The sequence below is a fragment of the Clostridium sp. DFI.1.208 genome (assembly GCF_024463855.1).
In the GTDB taxonomy this organism is placed as follows: domain Bacteria; phylum Bacillota_I; class Bacilli_A; order Erysipelotrichales; family Erysipelotrichaceae; genus Clostridium_AQ.
The window spans coordinates 15,582-34,879 of the sequence record NZ_JANGCA010000003.1; the positions used below are offsets into that span (position 1 = coordinate 15,582).

Consider the following 19,298-nt stretch of genomic DNA (forward strand, 5'->3'; position numbering starts at 1 on the left):
ATGTAAAACAGCGGATAGTCCTTCCTCTTTTTTTTACAAGCGTAAGCTATGAGGTTTCTTGAAACAGCCTCTGCAAGATTCGCAGGAAGAAAGCACTGCTTTCCCATACCTCTTCCATGATATCTCTGGATTGAGAAATTGCTTCATACTGTTCCTTGGAAACCAGATTTTTCAAGGCATTGGAATCGATTGTAAGAAAAGCCTGCAGCACAGCCTTCTGTGCCTGCCCTGTTATCTTATTCTCCCCTGCATCAAATCCAGCAAGAGCTTCATGAGCTTCTATGGTTACCGCCTTTTCCACGTCCTGCTTCTTATTTTTATTTTCTACGTGAATTTCCCGCCTTCTTTTCTTCTGTTCTTTTTTTATAGCTTCTGTTATCTGAGAAGCATTCTGTCCAACAGCCGGAGGCAGCGCTTCTTCTTCATCATTTGGGGTATTGGGCACATAGGAGGACTCTCCTCTACCACCACCCTGTCCATCGTTTCCTTCTCCTCCGCCATCGTTTTTATCCTGATCAGAAGCATCCGGAATCGGATTTCCAGCTGTATCGTGTACCTTTACCATATAGCTTCGTCCATCATAATATCCGCCGATGATTTCAGTCCTGACATAGGTGAAGGGTTCCATAACCTGCAGCATATAAATAACAATATATGGTGGCAACGCAATGCTTCCGGGTGCATACTGTGACATGCTGCTGATGCTGTCACGCTGAAATGTCCAATGTATTCCATCCTTACTTGTATACAGATTGATCGCTTTGGCATTATATGCCCGCGGGATATGAAAATAGTAATCGGTGTCATTGCGAATCATATACAGCGACATATCAAAAGCAGGTTCACTATCTGGAATAATATAAAAAGGAAAGGCATGTTCGCTGATATCGATTCGTTCACAGCTGCTTTGATCCGCGATACCATACAAATAAAACGGCTTGTGTGTCAGCATTCCCCGCTCAAACGCTGTTGCATCATAGTGCAGCGATATCTGAAAGCTTTTTTCCTCCCCGGTTTTTGATACAGCCGTTACCTCCACCCTTTTGGGAAGCGGAAGATCATCCACCGTATGAGTCTGCAGAGCTGCAATTTCCTTTGTCGGCATGGGAGTGTCTAACCTCCATATGTTTTCCGGAGGCTGATTGTTTTCAATGATAATAACCTCATTGCCGACATAATAGCCGTCCGGTATCTGAATCGCCTTTGAACCGGTGCCATTTACCTCAATACGTGAATATTCAATTTGAAACCAGTCTGCAAGCACGCCGATGCTGTTGGCTCCGTTGGTATAGATATCGACATCTACCATACTTGCGGAATAATAATTTTCCTGATACGGATTTTTATTGAATACTCCGATTGCACCATCCCCCTCTGCTCGGATATAGTTCTTTTTTTCCACATATTTTGCATACAATCCTTCTCCATCAGCAATTTCCAGAGCGGTTCCCGCTGTACTATGAATATACAGACCATATGCACTAACCCCGGTATCCATATATACCAACGGCCTGTTTTTTCCGCTGCCCTCTATTGTCAGTGTTTTTTCTTCATCGACAAATTCCCATGCAGCATCGTTATTGAGATTATTTATATTGATATTGGAATCACCGGCAATGTTATCCTCAATTCTTACCTGATAGCCATTGGTATGTATGGTGACATTTTTCTTTGTAATGATATCCGCATGAATTATCATATCCCCCTGCATTTCAAATATACCGCCCTGTGGATGTTCCTCTACAAAGCTGAGAAAGCGGTCAAATTCTGTATCCGCAGAAGCTGTTGCATGAATAGGTGATAAAACATGAAACAGCATACATAGTATGATTCCAAGTACCGTTATCCTTTTCATCTTCTCTCACCTTTCAGCTTCTGCATCCTTTCTTTTATTTTAGCACATCTCGTATGTCTGTTAGATAACTGATTACATATTTGAAGCTTTCTTTATATTTCTTACAGCTCTTTCCCTTATTAGCAATGTCTTCTATTGCGTTTCTTTCCTTTTCCATAATAAATTCTTTGTTTGCTGTATGTATTCCTTCATTCAGAAACCTGCTGCCATAAGAGGTAGCTTTATCCTGCACGTAATTATGAAGCACGTCTGATGTTCATTATGCCCTTATGGATCTGAGGATAGATTGCTTAAAAGCAGGCAAAGCAGAAGAAAAGACAGGCTTTTAAATATCCTGTCTTCCTTGTCCTATTCCTTTTACAGCTGCGTGAACATTTCCTTTGGTGCACCGCACAGAGGACATTTGAAATCCTCTGGAAGGTTTTCCCACTTTGTACCTGGGGCAATTCCCTGATCCGGCAGCCCTGCTGCCTCATCGTATTCCCAGTTACAAATATCGCAAACGTATTTTGCCATAATCAGATCCCCTTTATCTCATGAAATGCATGCTGTGCCGCAATGGCTCCGTCGTTGGTTGCCGTAACAACCTGGCGCAGTTTTTTCGCAATGACGTCTCCGGCACCATAGATGCCCTTTGCCTTTGTTTCACAGTTTTCATCCACGATCATGTAGCCGCGCTCATCAAGGATACCCAGTCCCTCTAAAAAGGAGGTAGCCGGATCCAGTCCGATATATGGGAATATGCCATGTGTTTTAATTTCTGTTTCCACATTCGTATCCACATTTCGTACGACAAGCCCGGTAACGCGCATGCCGTCATCGACAACACGCACCGGAACATGCTTTGTCACCACCGTGATTTTCGGATTATCCTTGATTGCATTTTGAACAATGCTGTCTGCACGGAATACATCCCGTCGTATTATGATATTCACCTTGCTGGCAAACTGTGTCAGATAATTTGCTTCTTCCAGCGCAGAGTTGCCGCCGCCGATGACCACAACCTCCTGATCGCGGAAAAATGCACCGTCGCATACTGCACAATAGGATACACCGCGTCCGACATTTTCCAGCTCTCCCGGCACATTCATCATACGCTCCTGTGTTCCGGTTGCCACAATGACAGCCTTTGCTTCATACTCCGTTCCATCCTCGCAGATGATTTTTTTATATGCGCCATCCTCCACACGGATGACATTGCCATACAGGTATTCCGCACCAAAGGATGTAGAATGCTCAAACATATCGCTTGCCAGCTTGGCACCATTTGTTTCAATAATTCCCGGCCAGTTGCTGATTTCTGCAGTCTTAATCAGCTTTCCTCCGGGAGCACCCATTTCCAGCATTGCTGTTTTCAAGCCGGCTCTGCTTCCATATATTGCTGCACTCATGCCGGCAGGTCCGGCACCAATGATAATTAAATCGTAACGTCGCTCCATTCGTGATCCTCCTTTATGATCGTAATCAGATCAGACATGTCTCTAATGATAGCACAGGGTTTGCACAACTGCATCTCTTGTGCCCGTGATTCTTCATAGACAAAGGCAACCGAGAAGGCTCCCATATTCTTACATGCCTCTATATCCGTAGGTGCATCCCCTACATATACGACATCATCGTGCGGGACATGCAGCTGTTCACAGGCAGTCAGAATACCAATCGGATCGGGCTTTGGCCGCTCAACGTCTGCACCGCCCAGGATAATCTCAAAATACGATTCCAGATCAAACTGCTTCAGTCCCATGCGGACAATATCCTGCAGCTTGTTGGACATGACGGCAAGCGGATAATCGTTTGCCTTTAAATACTCCAGAGTTTCCTTTACATGGGGAATCGGCTTGACAAATTCATCATGATGCTCATGATTGTAAGCACGATAACAGGCAATGATCTCATCCACCTGTTCCTCCTTGAAATAACGCAAGAAGGACTGCTTCAGCGTTGGTCCCAGAAAGGACTGCTTTTCCTCTTCGCTCAGTGTGTAGTCAGGCTTGAACTGTGCAAAGGTATGTTCAAAGGACTTGTAAATCAGCTCCTTGGTATCCACCAGTGTACCATCCAGATCAAAGATTACCGCCGGCTTGTGCTTTTTAAATGGATAAATATTTTTAAACACCTTATCCCAGACACCGAGAATACCGAGAATTCCGATCAGGGCACCGAACAAGGATATCAGCTGTGCGACGCGAAGTCCTCCCAGCATCAGCGAATCGGTACGCATCCCTTCAATAAAGAAACGGATCATGCCATACCATGCCAGATAGGTAAATGCCAGATCCCCGCGTTTTTTTCTGCCGTGTTTTTTATAAACAACGGTGATCAATACGAAACCAATCAGATTTCCGACGCTTTCATATAGGAAGGTCGGCTGACGGAACGCCCCGTCAATATACATATGGTCACGGATGAAGGATGGAAAATGATCATAGAAGCTGGCATTTACCACACCGCCATAGGCCTCCTGATTCATGAAGTTTCCCCAGCGTCCGATTGCCTGGGCTAGCATCATATTCGGAAATACTACATCCAGAATACGAAGTCCGTTATACTGATAGCGGCGGAAGTAGAACCAGCCGAAAATCGTTCCGGCAATCACACCACCGTGAATCGCCAGACCGCCCTCCCATATATAGAAGATACGGATCGGGTCTGCCGCATACAGATTGTTCCATTCAAAGATAACATAATACAAACGGGCACCGATGATAGCGATTGGCAGCATCATCAGAAAGAAGTTTTCAAATACCTCTTCCTTATACCCCCATTTCTTAAACTGACGAAGAGATAGAAAATATGCCAGAAAGGCACCGGACAGAATCAGCACGGCGTACCAGGTGACCTGTAAGGATCCTATCGTCAATACGGTTTTCATATCGGGAAAAAATGTCATAAAAGCCTCCTATTGTTCATTCTTGTTCTTTTCGATATAGTCAAGGACACGCTGCTCAAATTCCTTGGCGCTGTCCATCCCCATTACGGATAACATATAATTCGTCACCGCAGATTCAATAATGACTGCCATAGAACGGCCTTCACGCACTGGTACAACGATTTTCGGTATGTCGATGCCCAGAATATTCTCATGCTTTTTTTCTTCAATTCCTACGCGGTCATAATCCTGATCCGCTTTCCACGGCTCCAGATTGACCTGGAAATTGATTTCTGCTTTTGGCAGGACAGAGCTGACACCGAACATTCTGGATACATTGATGACACCGATTCCACGGATTTCCAGCATTTCCCGTAACAGCTCCGGAGCCTTTCCCACAATTTTGTTATGGATACGATAACAGTCCACACGATCATCCGCCACCAGCAGGTGACCCCGCTTGATCAGCTCCAATGCAATTTCGCTTTTTCCCATACCGCTTTCTCCGCGGATCAGCACACCTTTTCCATAGATGGAAAGCAGTCCTCCGTGGATACACATACTGGTTGCCAGCTGCTCATCCAGAAATGCCACGATATCGACAATCAGACGATAGGTCGGAGAGCTGGACAAAAAGATAGGAAAGTTTTTACGCTTCGCATAGCGCTTTAATACATCCGGACATTTGTGTCCCTTGGTCACAATGATGGCCGGTGTCTGTTCGTTGGTAATAAAGTCAAAGGATTTCCGCTGTTTCTGCACACTCATTGTCGCAATATAGGCAATCTCCTTATCTCCGAGGATAACCAGCCGCTTCTGCTGGGAATTTTCAAAATAACCTGCCAGCTCCAGACCGGGGCGGTTGGTATCCGCAATGACAATGGGACGTTCCAAAGACGCATCGTCTCCGGTTATCTGTATGAAGTCAAAGTTTTCAACAAGCGTTCTGACTTTTACGATATTTTGTTCTTCCATATGCATTATCCTTTCTCCAGTACCTTTTTCAGATACTGACCGGTATAGCTGTTTTCCACCTTGATGATTTGTTCCGGCGTTCCGCTCGCAATGATCGTACCGCCTTCATCGCCGCCCTCCGGACCGATATCAATAATATAATCCGCACTTTTGATAACATCCAGATTGTGTTCGATGACGATGACCGTATCACCGTTTTCCACAATCCGCTGCAATACCTCCAGAAGCTTTTTCACATCATGGGTATGCAGACCGGTTGTCGGCTCATCCAGTATAAACAGGGTTTTACCGGTTGCTTTTCTCTGCAGCTCGCTTGCCAGCTTGACACGCTGTGCTTCCCCGCCGGACAAGGAGGTTGCGCTTTGTCCCAGCTTGATGTAGCCAAGACCGACATCCTTCAGCGTCTGCAGCTTATGTTTAATTTTATGCATATTGGAGAAAAAGTCAATCGCTTCCTCCACGCTCATCTCTAAAACATCATAAATATTTTTCCCCTTGTAGGTTACCTGCAGGGTTTCTTCATTGTAGCGCTTGCCGCCGCACTCCTCACATGGGACATAGACATCCGGCAAAAAGTGCATGGATATACGCAGGATGCCATCTCCCTGACAGGCTTCACAGCGCCCACCCTTTACATTAAAGGAGAAGCGTCCCTTTTCATACCCGCGCATCTTTGCTTCCGGGGTCTGTGTATACAGGTCACGGATATCATCAAACACGCCGGTATAGGTCGCAGGGTTACTCCGCGGTGTTCTTCCGATCGGATCCTGTGAAATATCAATCAGCTTGTCGATGTTTTCAATACCCTTGATTTTCTTATGCTTACCGGGGCGGATTCTGGTTCTTCCAAGTGCATGCATGACGCCCTTGCTCAATACCTCATTAACCAGAGAAGATTTTCCACTTCCGCTCACACCGGTTACAACAGTGAGTGTTCCCAGAGGGATTTTCACACTGACATTTTTCAGATTATTTTCGCTGGCACCGACAATCTCCAGCTTCTTGCCGTTTCCCTTACGTCGTTTCGCCGGTATTTCGATTTTGCGTTTCCCGCTCAGATACTGACCGGTTAAGGAATTTTCATTTGCCATGACTTCCTCCGGTGTACCGGCTGCGACAACATTGCCGCCATGAATTCCGGCACCCGGGCCGATATCAATGACATAATCACTGGCACGCATCGTATCCTCATCATGCTCTACAACAATCAGTGAGTTGCCAAGATCCCGCATATTTTTCAGGGTGTCGATCAGACGGTCGTTATCACGCTGATGCAGACCGATACTCGGCTCATCCAGTACATACAAAACGCCGCTTAAACGGGAACCGATTTGCGTTGCCAGACGGATTCGCTGGGCTTCTCCTCCGGACAAAGAGCCTGCCAGACGATCCAGGGTCAGATACCCCAGACCGACATTGCTCAAAAAGCCCAGACGATCTGCGATTTCCTTGAGAATTAGCTTTGCGATATCCTTCTGCTGCTGTGTCAGCTCCAGCTGCTTCATAAATTCGATTGCCTGCTTAACCGACATGGTTGTCCATTCATAAATATTGATGCCGCCTACGCGAACACTTAATGCCTGATCATTCAAGCGGCGTCCTTTACAGACTGGGCATGGTGCCTCTGCAAGGAAGGTCGCATACCATTCTCTGGACATTGTGGAGCTGGTTTCCATATAACGGCGTTCAATCAGGGTACATACACCCTCAATAAACTCCGTCTTCTTCATGACATTCCCGCTGCGGCTTGCCAGACGATAGGAAATGAGATCCTTGGAGCCATACAGCAGAATATCCAGTTCGCTTTTCTTCAGATCCTTGATCGGTTTATCAACATCAATCTTATAATAGTCGATCAATGCCTTGAATCGCTGCCATTCCAGATTCTCTGTTCCGACGATATTCTTATAGTAAATGATACCGCCCTGTCGTATGGATTTACTGCGGTCAGGTATCAGATAATCCACATCCACCTTCTGCGTGATGCCAAGACCCTTACAGTGGTCACAGGCACCAAATGGCGCATTAAAGGAAAACAGCCGCGGTTCCAGCTTCGGAATGTTAAAACCGCAGTATTTACAGGAATAATTGCTGGAAAAAAGAATCTCCTCTTCATTATATGTAACGACTGCCAGTCCATCACTCAGTTTCAGCGCAGTTTCCAGTGAATCGTGAAGTCGGGAACGATCATTCCCCTTTACAATGCGGTCTACAACCACATCGATATTGTGCTTTTTATTTTTCTCCAAAGCCTCCACATCCTCCAGAAGCTTCATTTCTCCGTCTATGCGGACACGAATATAGCCTTCCTTGCGCAGATGCTCAAACAAATCCTTGTGGGTACCCTTTTTCCCATGCTCGATTGGAGATAAGATGGTCAGGCGTGTCTTATCCTCAATTTCCATGATACGGTCCACCATCTGCTTAATCGTCTGGGATGTGATCGGTTCATTGTGTGTCGGACAGTAGGGAATTCCTACTCTTGCATACAGAAGTCTCAAATAGTCATAGATTTCCGTTACCGTTCCGACAGTGGAACGCGGATTGTTGCTGGTCGTTTTCTGATCGATGGAAATGGATGGGGAAAGTCCCTCAATGGAATCCACATCCGGTTTCTCACTGTTGCCAAGGAACTGGCGTGCATAGGCACTCAGTGATTCCACGTACCGCCGCTGTCCCTCTGCATAGACCGTATCAAATGCCAGAGATGTCTTACCGGAGCCGGATACACCGGTCATAATAACAAATTTATCTCTGGGAATACGGATATCGATGTTTTTCAGATTGTTTTCTCTTGCACCCTTGATATCTATATAGTCATGATTCATAATCATTACCTCCAAACTTACCATATTATTATACATTAGTATTCCCGAAAAAGCCTAAGATTTCGCATCTTTTTTGTAGGAATTTCAAAGTTTGGAAAAAAATTTAATTTCTTTGAAAGGTTTTTAAGGGCTGCTGCATGTTATAGATGGAAACCCTAAGGAGGAAACAAAATGAAAAAGAAAGCTATTATAGCAGCACTGCTGACATTAGGACTGGCGGCAGGCGTTGGTACACAGATTCATGCACAGGATACAGCGTATCTGTGCGGAGGAAACCATTCCCACATGCATATGGCGGCAGATGACTGCCTGCGTACACTGCAGGAACAGCAGGCGGCCAGAGATGCGGCAGCCAAGCGACAGGCAGAGGCCACACAGAGGCAGAATGCGGTGGTAACACCAGCTTCTAATTCAACAGTACAAGCAGCTGTTAAAACAGAAACAGCAGAAAACACAGCATATACGGGAGGCACTCAGCAGCCAGATTCTGTACAACCGGTAGCAACTGCACAGCAAAGTACAAATACTGCCACAGCCCCTTGTCCATATCATGAGAATTGCGATGGAACGCATCAGCACAATGCAAACTGTGATGGAAACCATCTGCATAATGAAAGCTGCAATAACGGTATGCAGGGAAATCATCACAGTGAACGTCATAATCAGGGAGCACATCACGGCAGCGGAAGTGGGCATCACAGAAGATAGAAGTACACACTTTTACAGGATTTCCTGTATAATGAAGGCATAGAGGGATGATAACGGTATGAAGAGTGAAGAGGAAATACAAAATGCCATAGAGCTATATGCGGATATGGTTCAGAAAATCTGTGTTCTGCATATGAAGCAGCGTGCAGATGCAGAGGATGTGTTTCAAACAGTTTTTCTGAAGTATGCACAGAGCGATCCGTTTCGCGACCGTGAGCATGAGAAGGCATGGCTGTTGAAGGTAACGATGAATGCATGCAGAGAGAGGTTTCGCGGATGGTTCCATAAACGTGTGGATTTGCAGACAGAAGTGGAGGCCTGTGCGGATCTTCGGGATGACACCTATTTCCTGCTGGATACATTGAATCAGCTTCCTCCACATTACCGGGATGTCCTGTATCTGTTTTATTATGAAGGCTATAAGGTTCGGGAAATATCTGAAATCAAAGGCAAGAATGAAAATACGATACATACCTGGCTGAAAAGAGGCAGGGAAGCGCTGCGTGAAAAATTGGGAGGTGAGCTTGATGATTTTCGATGAGTTTGACGGCATTCATGCCAGTGATGAAATCAAACAGAAAACCCTTCACAACGTCATGAAGCAAAGGAGCAGAAAGAAAAGATCCGGTTTACCAGCGGTTCTGATACTTTGTGTCACCTGTCTTCTGGTTATTCGTTTTCAGCCATGGAAGCTGATGGAAGCCTCCCCTGCTCCTGCCCCTGTTCCGGCCGTATACAGCTATGTAACACTGGATATCAATCCAAGTATGGAATGGAAGCTGGATGAACAGAAGCGAGTGGTGAGCGTTACTGCATACAATAAGGATGCGGATAACATTCTGAGTGAGCTGCAGCTGGAGGGAATGCAGCTGGATGCGGCACTTCGGATGCTGCTGGAAAATGAACGGTTTTCCACATATATGAAATCTGGCTTTCTGGAGGTCAGTGTGTATTCTGAAAACAGCAGCGTATCTTTTGCTTTGGAGCAGCAGATCAATCAGCAGCTGAAGGAAGCGATGCCGCAAAATCAGTTTCATTGTTCCCATCTGGATGATGCTACACATCAGGAAGCTCAGCAGCATCATATGTCTGCCGGGAAATATCGTGTAATTGATGAAATTCTTCTGCATGATACAAGCAAAGGCGTAAAGGAGCTGCAAAAGCTAAGCATGAAGCAGCTGTATTCCATTTTGGAGCGCTATGATCCTTCGGCAGTACCGGAGGGATGCCATGGAAAGCAGATGAGAAAAGGACACCATCACGGCAGCTAAAGCTGTTCCCTGATTTCAATACCATCCGCTTACACAGCCAGATCGGATGGGACTACAGCCTTTTGAAAAAGGAAGAGCATTGAAAAGGCGTGGGCAGCTAACAGGCTCTTTCTTACTATAGGATAGTTGTATAAAAAGATTTCAGTTCTATTGAAGAATACAACAGATTTTGAATTCTCTTAATTTTATTTGTCCAAAATAGAGTAAGAACCAGCTAACATATGTCTGTTTTTAATGACACTCTTACATAAAACAAACACCCCGGCCCTGCTGGGGTGTTCTCATAAAAAAAGCACAGAGCATTCACGTTATATGATTGTTCTGTGCTTTGTGCGTTTTGATTATGACAGAAATTTTCAATGCCTATGCAGGAATCGTTTTATACGATTCCTCACAGAATGCTTTATCCAGGATTTCTTTCTTATTCCTTGATCTGTTTAAAATACTGAACCGCCTGACAGCCGCGTCCCGTGTGAACACCTACCACGCTTACCAGCTTGATGATCTGGTGTGCTGCATTGGGAAATGCCTGCTTCAGCTTCTCCATGTAAACAAGCGCTTCAGCCTCATCATCCGCATGGGCAACGGTGATCAGATAGGAATCATCCACATGCTCACTCTTCATGATTTCAATTACGCGATCCATCGCCTTGTGCATCGTGCGCACCTTGTCGAGCACATCAATTTTCCCACTTGTTTCCTCATTAATTTTCAGAATCGGTTTGATTTTCAGCAAGCCGCCCAATGTGGCTGCCAGCGGTGTCAGACGTCCGCCGCGTTTCAGATGCTGCAAATCGCTTGGCAACAGTATGGTATTGGTTGTATGCACGATGCGCAGCAGCACTTCCTTGATTTGATCGATGCTTTTTCCCGTCTCATGCAGCTGCTTTGCCAGCTTGATCATGTATTCCTGCACGACAGCTGTTACATGACAATCAACGTAGTCAAACGCAATGCCCTGCTGCTGTGCAATCATCTCCATGGCATTGATTGTCCCGCTCAGTCCGCTGCAGATCGGCACAGCGAATATCTGTTCGTAGCCCTGCTGCTTCAGACCTTGAAACAGCTCTTCAATTTTCCCCAGAGAAGGCAGGGAGGTGGAAAGCATTTTTCCATCTCTCATCAGAGCATAAATTTCATCAATGCTCAGTTCCTCCAAATCCTGATAATTTTTATTGTCACAGCTGACCTGCAGAGGTACGCTGTAAATTCCTTCCTTCGCAAGCTCCCCTACGGATTTTCCGGTCCCACTGTCTGTCACAAATGCTATTTTCATATGATTCAGCCTCCTGTTGTTCTTATTATACCTTATTTTCTCTTCAAAAAAAACTGTGACCCTTTCGGTTCGACACTTTCCGCCTGCATAAGACAAAAGGTGCACAGCGGCACCTTTTACATTTCTACCTTGCGGATATACTGAATCCCCAGACAGCCTACACCGGTATGTGCACTGATAACTGCACCAATCAGACCATAGTATAAATCCAGTCCGGGAAATGCCTCTTCCATCATGGCTTTCAGCTTCTCGCCTTCCTTTGGCGCGCCGCTGTGAAGAACGGTAAGCGTATAGGCTTCATTTAACCCACGCTCCTGAAATGTGGAAATCGCCTTGGATTGCGCCTTGCTCATGGTACGAACCTTATCGTACACATCCACCTTGCCTTCACTTTCACGATCCAATCGCAAAATCGGTTTGATTTTCAGCAGTCCGCCAAGTGCAGCTGCCAGCGGTGTCAGCCGGCCTCCACGCTTCAGATGCTGCAGATCATCCGGTATGATCAGCGTTCCGCTATCTGCCGCACTGGCACGCAGACGCTCCACGATGGTTTCCAGATCATGCCCCTGCTTTATCAGCTGTCTGGCACTTTCTGCCAGATAACGCTGGATATTGCAGGTTGTATACGATTCGATGACATGCAGATTCACCTTATGCTCCTTGGCTACCGCCTGCATGACACTGGAGGTAGAGGATAAGCCGCCACTCAGCGGAACTGCGATGACCGCTTCATAGCCCTCTGCCTTCAGCTGTGTAAACAGCTCCTCCACAAGTCCCATAGGAGGCATGGAGGTTGTCGGCATTTCGCCGTTTCGCAGATATTCATATATTTCTTCTACGGTTATATTCTCTCCATCCAGAAACATTTTGTCCTGAATGATGATTTGTAATGGCAGATAATAAATTCCTAATTCGCTGGCCTGCTGCTTTGTCAGACCGCTGCCGCTGTCGGTTACGATTGCGATTTTCATAAGACTCGCCCCTTTTCTGTATTCGTGTTCCCTCGCGAATGCAGGGTTTTCGATACTGTCAATTACACAAGCGTGTAAAAATATCCTGTTCCATTATACCAAGTTTATTTTGAAAGTCAAACGAGAATCCTTGCATTCTGCATTCCAATTATCGGATAATGGATTTTAAAAAGTCATTTCGACTGAATACAATCGTACTGTAAGGCTCGATATTCACCTTCTTAATCAGGATATCCTCAGATGCTCCGTTATAATAAATCAGCGGATATGCCTCTTCAAATTCATAAGAGAAATAGTCTCCTGTTGGATTGAAGATAATCACCATATCATCGTGCTCGTCCTTGATTTTATACAGCAGTACCTTTTGGGCGATATCCGAAAAGGACACGTGCTGTTCCACATCCTCTTTCATGGAATAACGCAGAATCGGATGCTCCTTCCGGATACGGATCAGATCCTTTGTGATATTCACCATATCCTGATACTGGTTTCTGCGCAGATAATCCAGTTTATTTATTTCATCACTTTCCTCATAGGTGTTCGGAAGTCCGTGCTTGCTGCGGGCAAATTCCTGTCCGGAGTGGATGAAAGGGATTCCCTGCGCAAGCAGAACCGCTGCCATCAGCATTTTGGCACGGGCAATGCGTACCTCCTTGCTGTCTTCCTTGCAGCATTCCTTCAGCTTATCCCAGGATGTCATATTGTCATGGCATTCCACATAATTGACCGCGTTTCTCGGATGTGTGAACATCGGCTCCATTCCGATATTCGTACAGCTGCCGCTCAGACAGTTCTTCATGATATCAAGCAGATAAACTGCCCCGGTGCAATAGCCTTTGACACTGACCTCATTGGTATTGGTACGTCCCTTGACAACATCCCGGAAGCGATCGGAGAAATGAGCGACATACGGCATCTGTGCGTTGTTGGAAATACTGGCACGTTTTCTGGAATCCAGAAAGCTCGGCATATCCCAGCCCTCGCCATAGACCATGAAATCCGGATTGAGTGCCGTGCAGGCCTCATATACCGCATTGATGGTTGCCACATCCAGGATTCCCATCAGATCAAAACGAAAGCCGTCAATATGATAGGTTCTCACCAGATAGGTACAGGCATCCACGATATATTTATGACACATTTTCCTGCTGGAATCCACATCATTACCGCAATAGGTACCATTTGAGAAATCACCGTTTTCATTCATTTGAAAATAGTAATTCGGCACGGTATTTTCAAAGGCGTGCGTATCCTTATCGTATACATGATTGAATACCACATCCAGATTGACGCGGATTCCCTGTTTATGGCAGTCCTCCACAAGCTTTGTCAATCCAAACATTCGTCCGTATGGATTGCTTGGGTCGGTACTGAAACTGCCCTCCAGAACACGATACTGCACCGGATCATAGCCCCAGTTATAATGCAGCAGTGGATAGTTTTCATCCACAGAGCCAAAATCCGTTATCGGCATCAGCTGAATGTGTGTGATTCCCAATGTCTTCAGATAAGAAAATCCGCTGCATTGCTGCTTTGTCATTTCGTTTTCCTCTACAAACCCACGAAATTTTCCAGGCATTGTGACACCGATTCCCTTCTGCATCGTGAAATCGCGCACGCTTGTTTCATAGATAATGGCATCACAGGCACTGGTCATTTTCGGCAGGGGTACGTCCTGCACGCGGATTTTATCCAAATCGACAACCGCACTTCTGCGTGAATTTTCAATCGAAGCGGTTCCATACGGATCAATGCTTTCCCGCCAGACACCGTTTACCCGGACAAGGTAAACATAGGTCGCATTCTCCAGATTTTCCAATATGGTATAGCGGTATACCCCCTTGTCTGTCCGTTTCATTTCATACGTATACAGACGGTTGTTCTTGCAGACCTCCAATTTGACTCTGCTGGCTGTCGGTGCCCATAAGGCAAATGCAGTCTGATCTCTGTCATAGGTGTACCCAAGATCATTTCCGGCATAAAAAAACTGTTCATCAAAACGCTCTGTCTTGACGATACCACTGTATTCCAGCACCACACCCCGTGCGTGCTGATGCATTACCTGGTATTCCACACCGATTTCAATCGGATCGTATAATGCCAATGTATATTTATTGTAATTATTTTGTGTTGTTTCAATAGACTGAATGTGCAGATCAAAGAGATGTCCCTGATCATCCTTCAGATAGAATTTATTACTGACTCCCTCGTAGCTGTTTCTAGACATAAATACAATGACCTTGTCGTAGTCATCCAGATACGCCTCGTAATACTTTTCCTGTCGCATACTTATCACCATGTATTATTATACCAGAGTTTTCCATGTTTATCACCAGAAAGGTAAAACAGGTGCTGTTCTTTTGCTCATCGGTTCAGGTTAGGGGATATGATTTTAATGGCTATGGAATCATTCGGATTACAATTTCAGCTTTCAGGGAAGCAGGACGATCGGCAGCACAATAAAGAATAAACGATGCCTTCATTTCCTGTAAGATGGTTGTAAAAATAGAAGGTATTCTTTTCTATTGAAAGAAAACAAGCTGGTTTAACCTGCCGTTATTATAAATGCAAAAAGCATCTATGCACAGCATGGTAACCTTCGTATACCACCCTTTGTACAGATACTGTTTTCCGTATGAACCAAACGCTGTATTTTGTATGCTTCCTATCCTTGTACGTGCAAAGGAGGGAGAAGCGTCTCCCAGCTTTTTTATGAGGGCCTTCCCCCCCTGCAGCACGGTTTCTTGCCCTTTAAGCTTTTAGCTGGCGATAAGTCAACCTTCAGGATTCTTTCACGGTGGAGTTAAATTCCTTCCAAGCCTTCTTTAGGGTATCAGGCTCCATGATCAAACGTCTTCCGATATCAGCTAATGCAAATGCTCCGTCGAGCAGAGCCCGGCTGCCCTCCTGTGATATCGTGGCAGCGGCCATTTCACGGGAATGTCCATTTACACAGCTGTCTGCAATTTTGATATAGCCCTGCAGTGTTGGACAGCAATAGCTGACACTCCCCACGTCACTGCTCCCCTGTGCAACCTCATCCACACCTTCCCATACATAGCCGAGATCCTCGTACTCATCCTGCAGCATATCCGCAAGGGTATAGTTGATAACACAATCATCATACGGACATTCATAGGTGGTGATACGATTGGTACATCCGCTCATCGTACAGGCACCTTCTACACAGGCTTTTGCTTTTTCACAAAGCTCTTTTACATACTCCATCGTTTCCCCGCGGAAATAATATTCCAGACTCGCATACGCAGGTATGACGTTTGCGGCTTCCCCTCCATGCGCAATCACACCATGGATAAATGTATTCGGTTCTGCGAACTGCCGCAGCAGATTGATCGACAGATAGCTCATGACTGCCGCATCCAGCGCACTTTTCCCGTTCTGCGGTGTACAGGCATGCGCATTCTGCCCAAAAAATTCAAAACGCAGCGGATAGATGGCAAGCGTTCTTCCCCCCAGAGAATTCTTTGTGTCCGGGTGCAGCATCAACGCTGCATCCACATCATCAAACACATGTGCAGCAGCCATGGAAACCTTCCCTCCGAAGTTTTCTTCTGCCGGCGTACCAATAACGCGCACCTCTCCTCCAATCGCTGACAGTATGCTTTTTAATGCACAGCCGGCTGCCAGCGACATTCCCGCTATCAGATTGTGACCACAGCCATGTCCGACCTCCGGCAAAGCATCATATTCACACATATAGGCTATGACAGGCCCCGGCTTTTCGCTTTTCCACACTGCCAGAAAACCGGTAGGTACCACGTATTCCTCCGTTACTTCAAATCCCTCTTTTTGCAGCAGCTTACACAGGACACGCATGGACCGAAATTCCTGATTTCCGATTTCCGGGTGTTCATATAAATCATGTACAAGATATTTATATTCCTCTATATGCTCCTGTAGATAATGCTTCAGCTGTTTCTTCATATCATCCCTCATTTCTATTCTTCATTGTATAAGCGAACCAGATATTTTTCAAGTCTAGAAGTCATGAAAGGAAAAAAGAACTGAATATTCAGTCCTTTCTAAGCTTCCGTTTATTTCATATTTACAGGTTCAATATTCCAGATTTCCTCCGCGTACTGTTTGATGGTACGATCACTTGAGAAATAACCGGACTGTGCGATATTGATCAGACAGGTTTTTGCCCATCCCTCTTTATCGCGATAACGGTCTTCGATATTTTTCTGTGCGTGAGAGTACGCTTCAAAATCCGCCAGCAGCAGATATTCATCATTTTTGAACATCAGCTCGTTATAAATCTGTTTGAAGTCCTTCGGATCATTGGAGAAGGTAGAATCGACAAAGCTGTTTACCACCTTCTGAATGTTGGCATTCTCATTGTATTTTCGCCATACATCATAGGAATTCTCATGCTTCACAAGAGCGACATCATCGGCGCGTAATCCAAAGATTTCCGCATGGTCATAGCCGACTCTTTCCACAATTTCCACATTGGCACCATCCATAGTTCCCAGCGTAATTGCGCCGTTCATCATAAATTTCATGTTTCCGGTACCGCTTGCCTCTTTACCTGCTGTGGAAATCTGTTCGGAAACATCAGCAGCATTCATCAGAATTTCCGCAATGCTTACCCCATAGTTCGGAAGGAAGACAACCTTCATATATGGAGAGACATCCGAGTCGTTATTTACCTTGTCGGCTACATAGTGAATCAGCTTGATAACCTCTTTGGCAAACGTATAGCTAGGTGCCGCCTTTGCCGCAAAGATAAAGGTTCTCGGATAAATACGGAAGGATGGATCCTGCTTCATACGGAAGTACAAATCGATAATGTTCATGACATTCAGCAGCTGACGCTTATAGGCATGCAGACGCTTTGCCTGTACATCGAAAATGGAATTGACATCGATATCAATGTGCAGTGTATCCTTAATATAAGCCGCAAGGATTTTCTTACGCTCCATCTTCACATCCATAAATTCCTTCTGCAGATCCTTATCATCTACGTACTTCATCAGATCCTGCAGTCGCTCCGGGTTGGTCTTGAATGCAGAGCCGATCGTTTTTTCCAGCAGATTGCTCAGCTGCGGGTTGGAGTACAGCAGCCATCTTCTGTGCGTGATACCATTTGTTTTGTTGTTGAATTTATTCGGATAGATGTCATTGAAGTTCTTCATAACATCTTCCTTCAATATTTTCGTATGCAGTGCAGCCACACCGTTGACACTGTGTGAACCGATGATTGCCAGATTTGCCATGTGAACCTGTCCATCCTTTAACACACAGCACTCATTCATCAGATCGGATCTGCTCATATCATGACTTACTTCATATTTAAAGCGACGATCGATTTCCTCGATGATCATAAACACACGTGGCAGCAAATCCTGTACGTACTGAATCGGCCATTTTTCCAGAGCTTCGCTCAGGACAGTATGATTTGTATATGCCATGGTATTCTTTGTGATATCCCAAGCCTGATCCCAGTCGTATTTGTAATCATCCATCAGAATACGCATCAGCTCCGGAATACAAAGTACCGGATGGGTATCGTTCAGCTGAATCGCAACCTTTTCTGAAAAGTTATCCAGTGTATGGTAGGTAGACATATGGGATTCAATAATATTATTCAATCCTGCAGCTACGAAGAAATACTGCTGCTTCAAACGCAGAATCTTGCCATGCTCGGTAGAATCATCCGGATAAACGTTACGGCAAATCTCACGCACCTCATTCACATATTCATTCAGACTGCTCGCATCACAGGCATCATCCGCCACCTCTGCGCTCCACAGACGAAGTGTATTTGTCAGGTTGGTGTTCTGTCCGACAATCGGCATATCATAAGGCACGGCACGTACAATCAAGGAAGGCACATGGTTAACGATTGCCTTGCCGTCTTCTCCCATCCACATGTCCACATGTCCGCCAAAGTTGACATTGACTGCATGCTTTGGTTTCCGCACTTCCCAGACATTGCCTAAAGACAGCCACTGGTCAGGTACCTCCACCTGTTCGTTGTTTACGATTTTCTGTTTAAAGAGACCATACTCATAGCGAATACAGTTTCCATGTCCTGCCAGGTTCAGGCTGGCAAGTGAATCGAGGAAACAGGCTGCCAGACGTCCCAAGCCTCCATTTCCCAGACCTGCATCGCTTTCCAGATCCTCCAGCTCGTTGATATCCAGCCCAAGCTCTGCAAGACCCTCCTTAGCGATTTCATAGATTCCCAGATTCATCAGATTGTTAGTCAGCAGTCTTCCCATAAGAAATTCCATGGAAAAATAATACATCTGCTTTTCCTGTTTTTCGGCTATGACATTCTTACTGGCGTTCCAGTGAATGCTTGCATAGTCACGAACCATTTCCCCCAGAATCATATATTTTTCAGTGATGTGGGCCTGTTCAAACGAACGACCGTAGCGCTCTATAATTCTTCTTTGAAACTCTTCCTTGAACTCATTTTTGTTCTTAAATTCGTTAGCCATAACTTTAACTACTCCTTCCAGCTCGCCTTTTATTTTACATTATTTTACACGTAATTACAAATACAAAAACTGTAC

General features: G+C 45.4%; 14 protein-coding genes. 3 read left to right on the plus strand and 11 right to left on the minus strand.

The genetic code is table 11. The features are described from left to right. Positions 1–46: 46 nt before the first annotated feature. The 6 genes from NE665_RS02335 to uvrA all read right to left on the minus strand — a co-directional run bounded on the left by NE665_RS02335 (position 47) and on the right by uvrA (position 8,527). The gene (locus tag NE665_RS02335; protein WP_233104505.1) at positions 47–1,855 is read right to left on the minus strand and encodes a hypothetical protein; all 1,809 of its coding nucleotides are present in this window, start codon (positions 1,853–1,855) and stop codon (positions 47–49) included. Between the two features lie 357 nt (positions 1,856–2,212). Further along, the gene (locus NE665_RS02340; protein WP_117442193.1) at positions 2,213–2,371 is read right to left on the minus strand and encodes a rubredoxin; all 159 of its coding nucleotides are present in this window, start codon (positions 2,369–2,371) and stop codon (positions 2,213–2,215) included. Between the two features lie 2 nt (positions 2,372–2,373). Beyond that, positions 2,374–3,294, minus strand: a complete 921-nt coding sequence (trxB, locus tag NE665_RS02345) for a thioredoxin-disulfide reductase (protein WP_117442192.1) — start codon at positions 3,292–3,294, stop codon at positions 2,374–2,376. Further along, positions 3,273–4,745: a prolipoprotein diacylglyceryl transferase gene (gene lgt / locus NE665_RS02350; protein ID WP_117442191.1), complete on the minus strand. Its 1,473-nt coding sequence runs from the start codon at positions 4,743–4,745 to the stop codon at positions 3,273–3,275. Before lgt ends, trxB begins: the two co-directional genes overlap by 22 nt. 9 nt (positions 4,746–4,754) lie before the next feature. Continuing rightward, positions 4,755–5,699, minus strand: coding sequence for an HPr(Ser) kinase/phosphatase (hprK, locus tag NE665_RS02355; RefSeq protein ID WP_117442249.1), 945 nt, complete (start codon positions 5,697–5,699; stop codon positions 4,755–4,757). 5 nt (positions 5,700–5,704) lie between these two features. Beyond that, a complete protein-coding gene (gene uvrA, locus NE665_RS02360; protein ID WP_117442190.1) occupies positions 5,705–8,527 on the minus strand; it encodes an excinuclease ABC subunit UvrA in 2,823 nt (940 codons plus the stop codon). 171 nt (positions 8,528–8,698) lie between these two features. Here uvrA and NE665_RS02365 point away from each other — a divergent pair, with 171 nt between their 5' ends. Genes NE665_RS02365 through NE665_RS02375 form a run of 3 tightly spaced genes read left to right on the plus strand, consistent with a single transcriptional unit; the run spans position 8,699 to position 10,506 of the window. Next, positions 8,699–9,235, plus strand: a complete 537-nt coding sequence (locus NE665_RS02365) for a hypothetical protein (protein WP_117442189.1) — start codon at positions 8,699–8,701, stop codon at positions 9,233–9,235. Between the two features lie 58 nt (positions 9,236–9,293). After that, positions 9,294–9,776 carry a sigma-70 family RNA polymerase sigma factor gene (locus tag NE665_RS02370; protein ID WP_117442188.1) on the plus strand — a complete coding sequence of 161 codons (483 nt, stop codon included), beginning with the start codon at positions 9,294–9,296 and terminating at the stop codon, positions 9,774–9,776. Continuing rightward, positions 9,763–10,506, plus strand: coding sequence for a hypothetical protein (locus NE665_RS02375; RefSeq protein ID WP_117442187.1), 744 nt, complete (start codon positions 9,763–9,765; stop codon positions 10,504–10,506). Before NE665_RS02370 ends, NE665_RS02375 begins: the two co-directional genes overlap by 14 nt. A 421-nt stretch (positions 10,507–10,927) precedes the next feature. Here NE665_RS02375 and NE665_RS02380 read toward each other — a convergent pair whose 3' ends face one another. From NE665_RS02380 to NE665_RS02400, 5 genes are all read right to left on the minus strand, one after another. Further along, positions 10,928–11,782 carry a DegV family protein gene (locus NE665_RS02380; RefSeq protein ID WP_117442186.1) on the minus strand — a complete coding sequence of 285 codons (855 nt, stop codon included), beginning with the start codon at positions 11,780–11,782 and terminating at the stop codon, positions 10,928–10,930. Between the two features lie 116 nt (positions 11,783–11,898). After that, the gene (locus tag NE665_RS02385) at positions 11,899–12,753 is read right to left on the minus strand and encodes a DegV family protein (protein WP_117442185.1); all 855 of its coding nucleotides are present in this window, start codon (positions 12,751–12,753) and stop codon (positions 11,899–11,901) included. A gap of 148 nt (positions 12,754–12,901) precedes the next feature. Continuing rightward, entirely contained in the window at positions 12,902–15,040 is a 2,139-nt protein-coding gene (gene pulA, locus NE665_RS02390; RefSeq protein WP_117442184.1) for a type I pullulanase, read from the minus strand. Between the two features lie 494 nt (positions 15,041–15,534). After that, the gene (locus tag NE665_RS02395; RefSeq protein WP_117442183.1) at positions 15,535–16,698 is read right to left on the minus strand and encodes a M20 family metallopeptidase; all 1,164 of its coding nucleotides are present in this window, start codon (positions 16,696–16,698) and stop codon (positions 15,535–15,537) included. A gap of 110 nt (positions 16,699–16,808) precedes the next feature. Further along, entirely contained in the window at positions 16,809–19,223 is a 2,415-nt protein-coding gene (locus NE665_RS02400; protein WP_117442182.1) for a glycogen/starch/alpha-glucan phosphorylase, read from the minus strand. Between the last annotated feature and the right edge of the window lie 75 nt (positions 19,224–19,298).

Coding starts and splice junctions, on each gene's coding strand:
- lgt (WP_117442191.1), bottom strand. CDS start 4,745: ATGACATTTTTTCCCGATATGAAAACCGTATTGACGATAGGATCCTTA.
- uvrA (WP_117442190.1), bottom strand. CDS start 8,527: ATGAATCATGACTATATAGATATCAAGGGTGCAAGAGAAAACAATCTG.
- NE665_RS02335 (WP_233104505.1), bottom strand. CDS start 1,855: ATGAAAAGGATAACGGTACTTGGAATCATACTATGTATGCTGTTTCAT.
- NE665_RS02400 (WP_117442182.1), bottom strand. CDS start 19,223: ATGGCTAACGAATTTAAGAACAAAAATGAGTTCAAGGAAGAGTTTCAA.
- NE665_RS02365 (WP_117442189.1), top strand. CDS start 8,699: ATGAAAAAGAAAGCTATTATAGCAGCACTGCTGACATTAGGACTGGCG.
- NE665_RS02340 (WP_117442193.1), bottom strand. CDS start 2,371: ATGGCAAAATACGTTTGCGATATTTGTAACTGGGAATACGATGAGGCA.
- NE665_RS02375 (WP_117442187.1), top strand. CDS start 9,763: ATGATTTTCGATGAGTTTGACGGCATTCATGCCAGTGATGAAATCAAA.
- hprK (WP_117442249.1), bottom strand. CDS start 5,699: ATGGAAGAACAAAATATCGTAAAAGTCAGAACGCTTGTTGAAAACTTT.
- NE665_RS02395 (WP_117442183.1), bottom strand. CDS start 16,698: ATGAAGAAACAGCTGAAGCATTATCTACAGGAGCATATAGAGGAATAT.
- trxB (WP_117442192.1), bottom strand. CDS start 3,294: ATGGAGCGACGTTACGATTTAATTATCATTGGTGCCGGACCTGCCGGC.
- NE665_RS02380 (WP_117442186.1), bottom strand. CDS start 11,782: ATGAAAATAGCATTTGTGACAGACAGTGGGACCGGAAAATCCGTAGGG.
- pulA (WP_117442184.1), bottom strand. CDS start 15,040: ATGCGACAGGAAAAGTATTACGAGGCGTATCTGGATGACTACGACAAG.
- NE665_RS02385 (WP_117442185.1), bottom strand. CDS start 12,753: ATGAAAATCGCAATCGTAACCGACAGCGGCAGCGGTCTGACAAAGCAG.
- NE665_RS02370 (WP_117442188.1), top strand. CDS start 9,294: ATGAAGAGTGAAGAGGAAATACAAAATGCCATAGAGCTATATGCGGAT.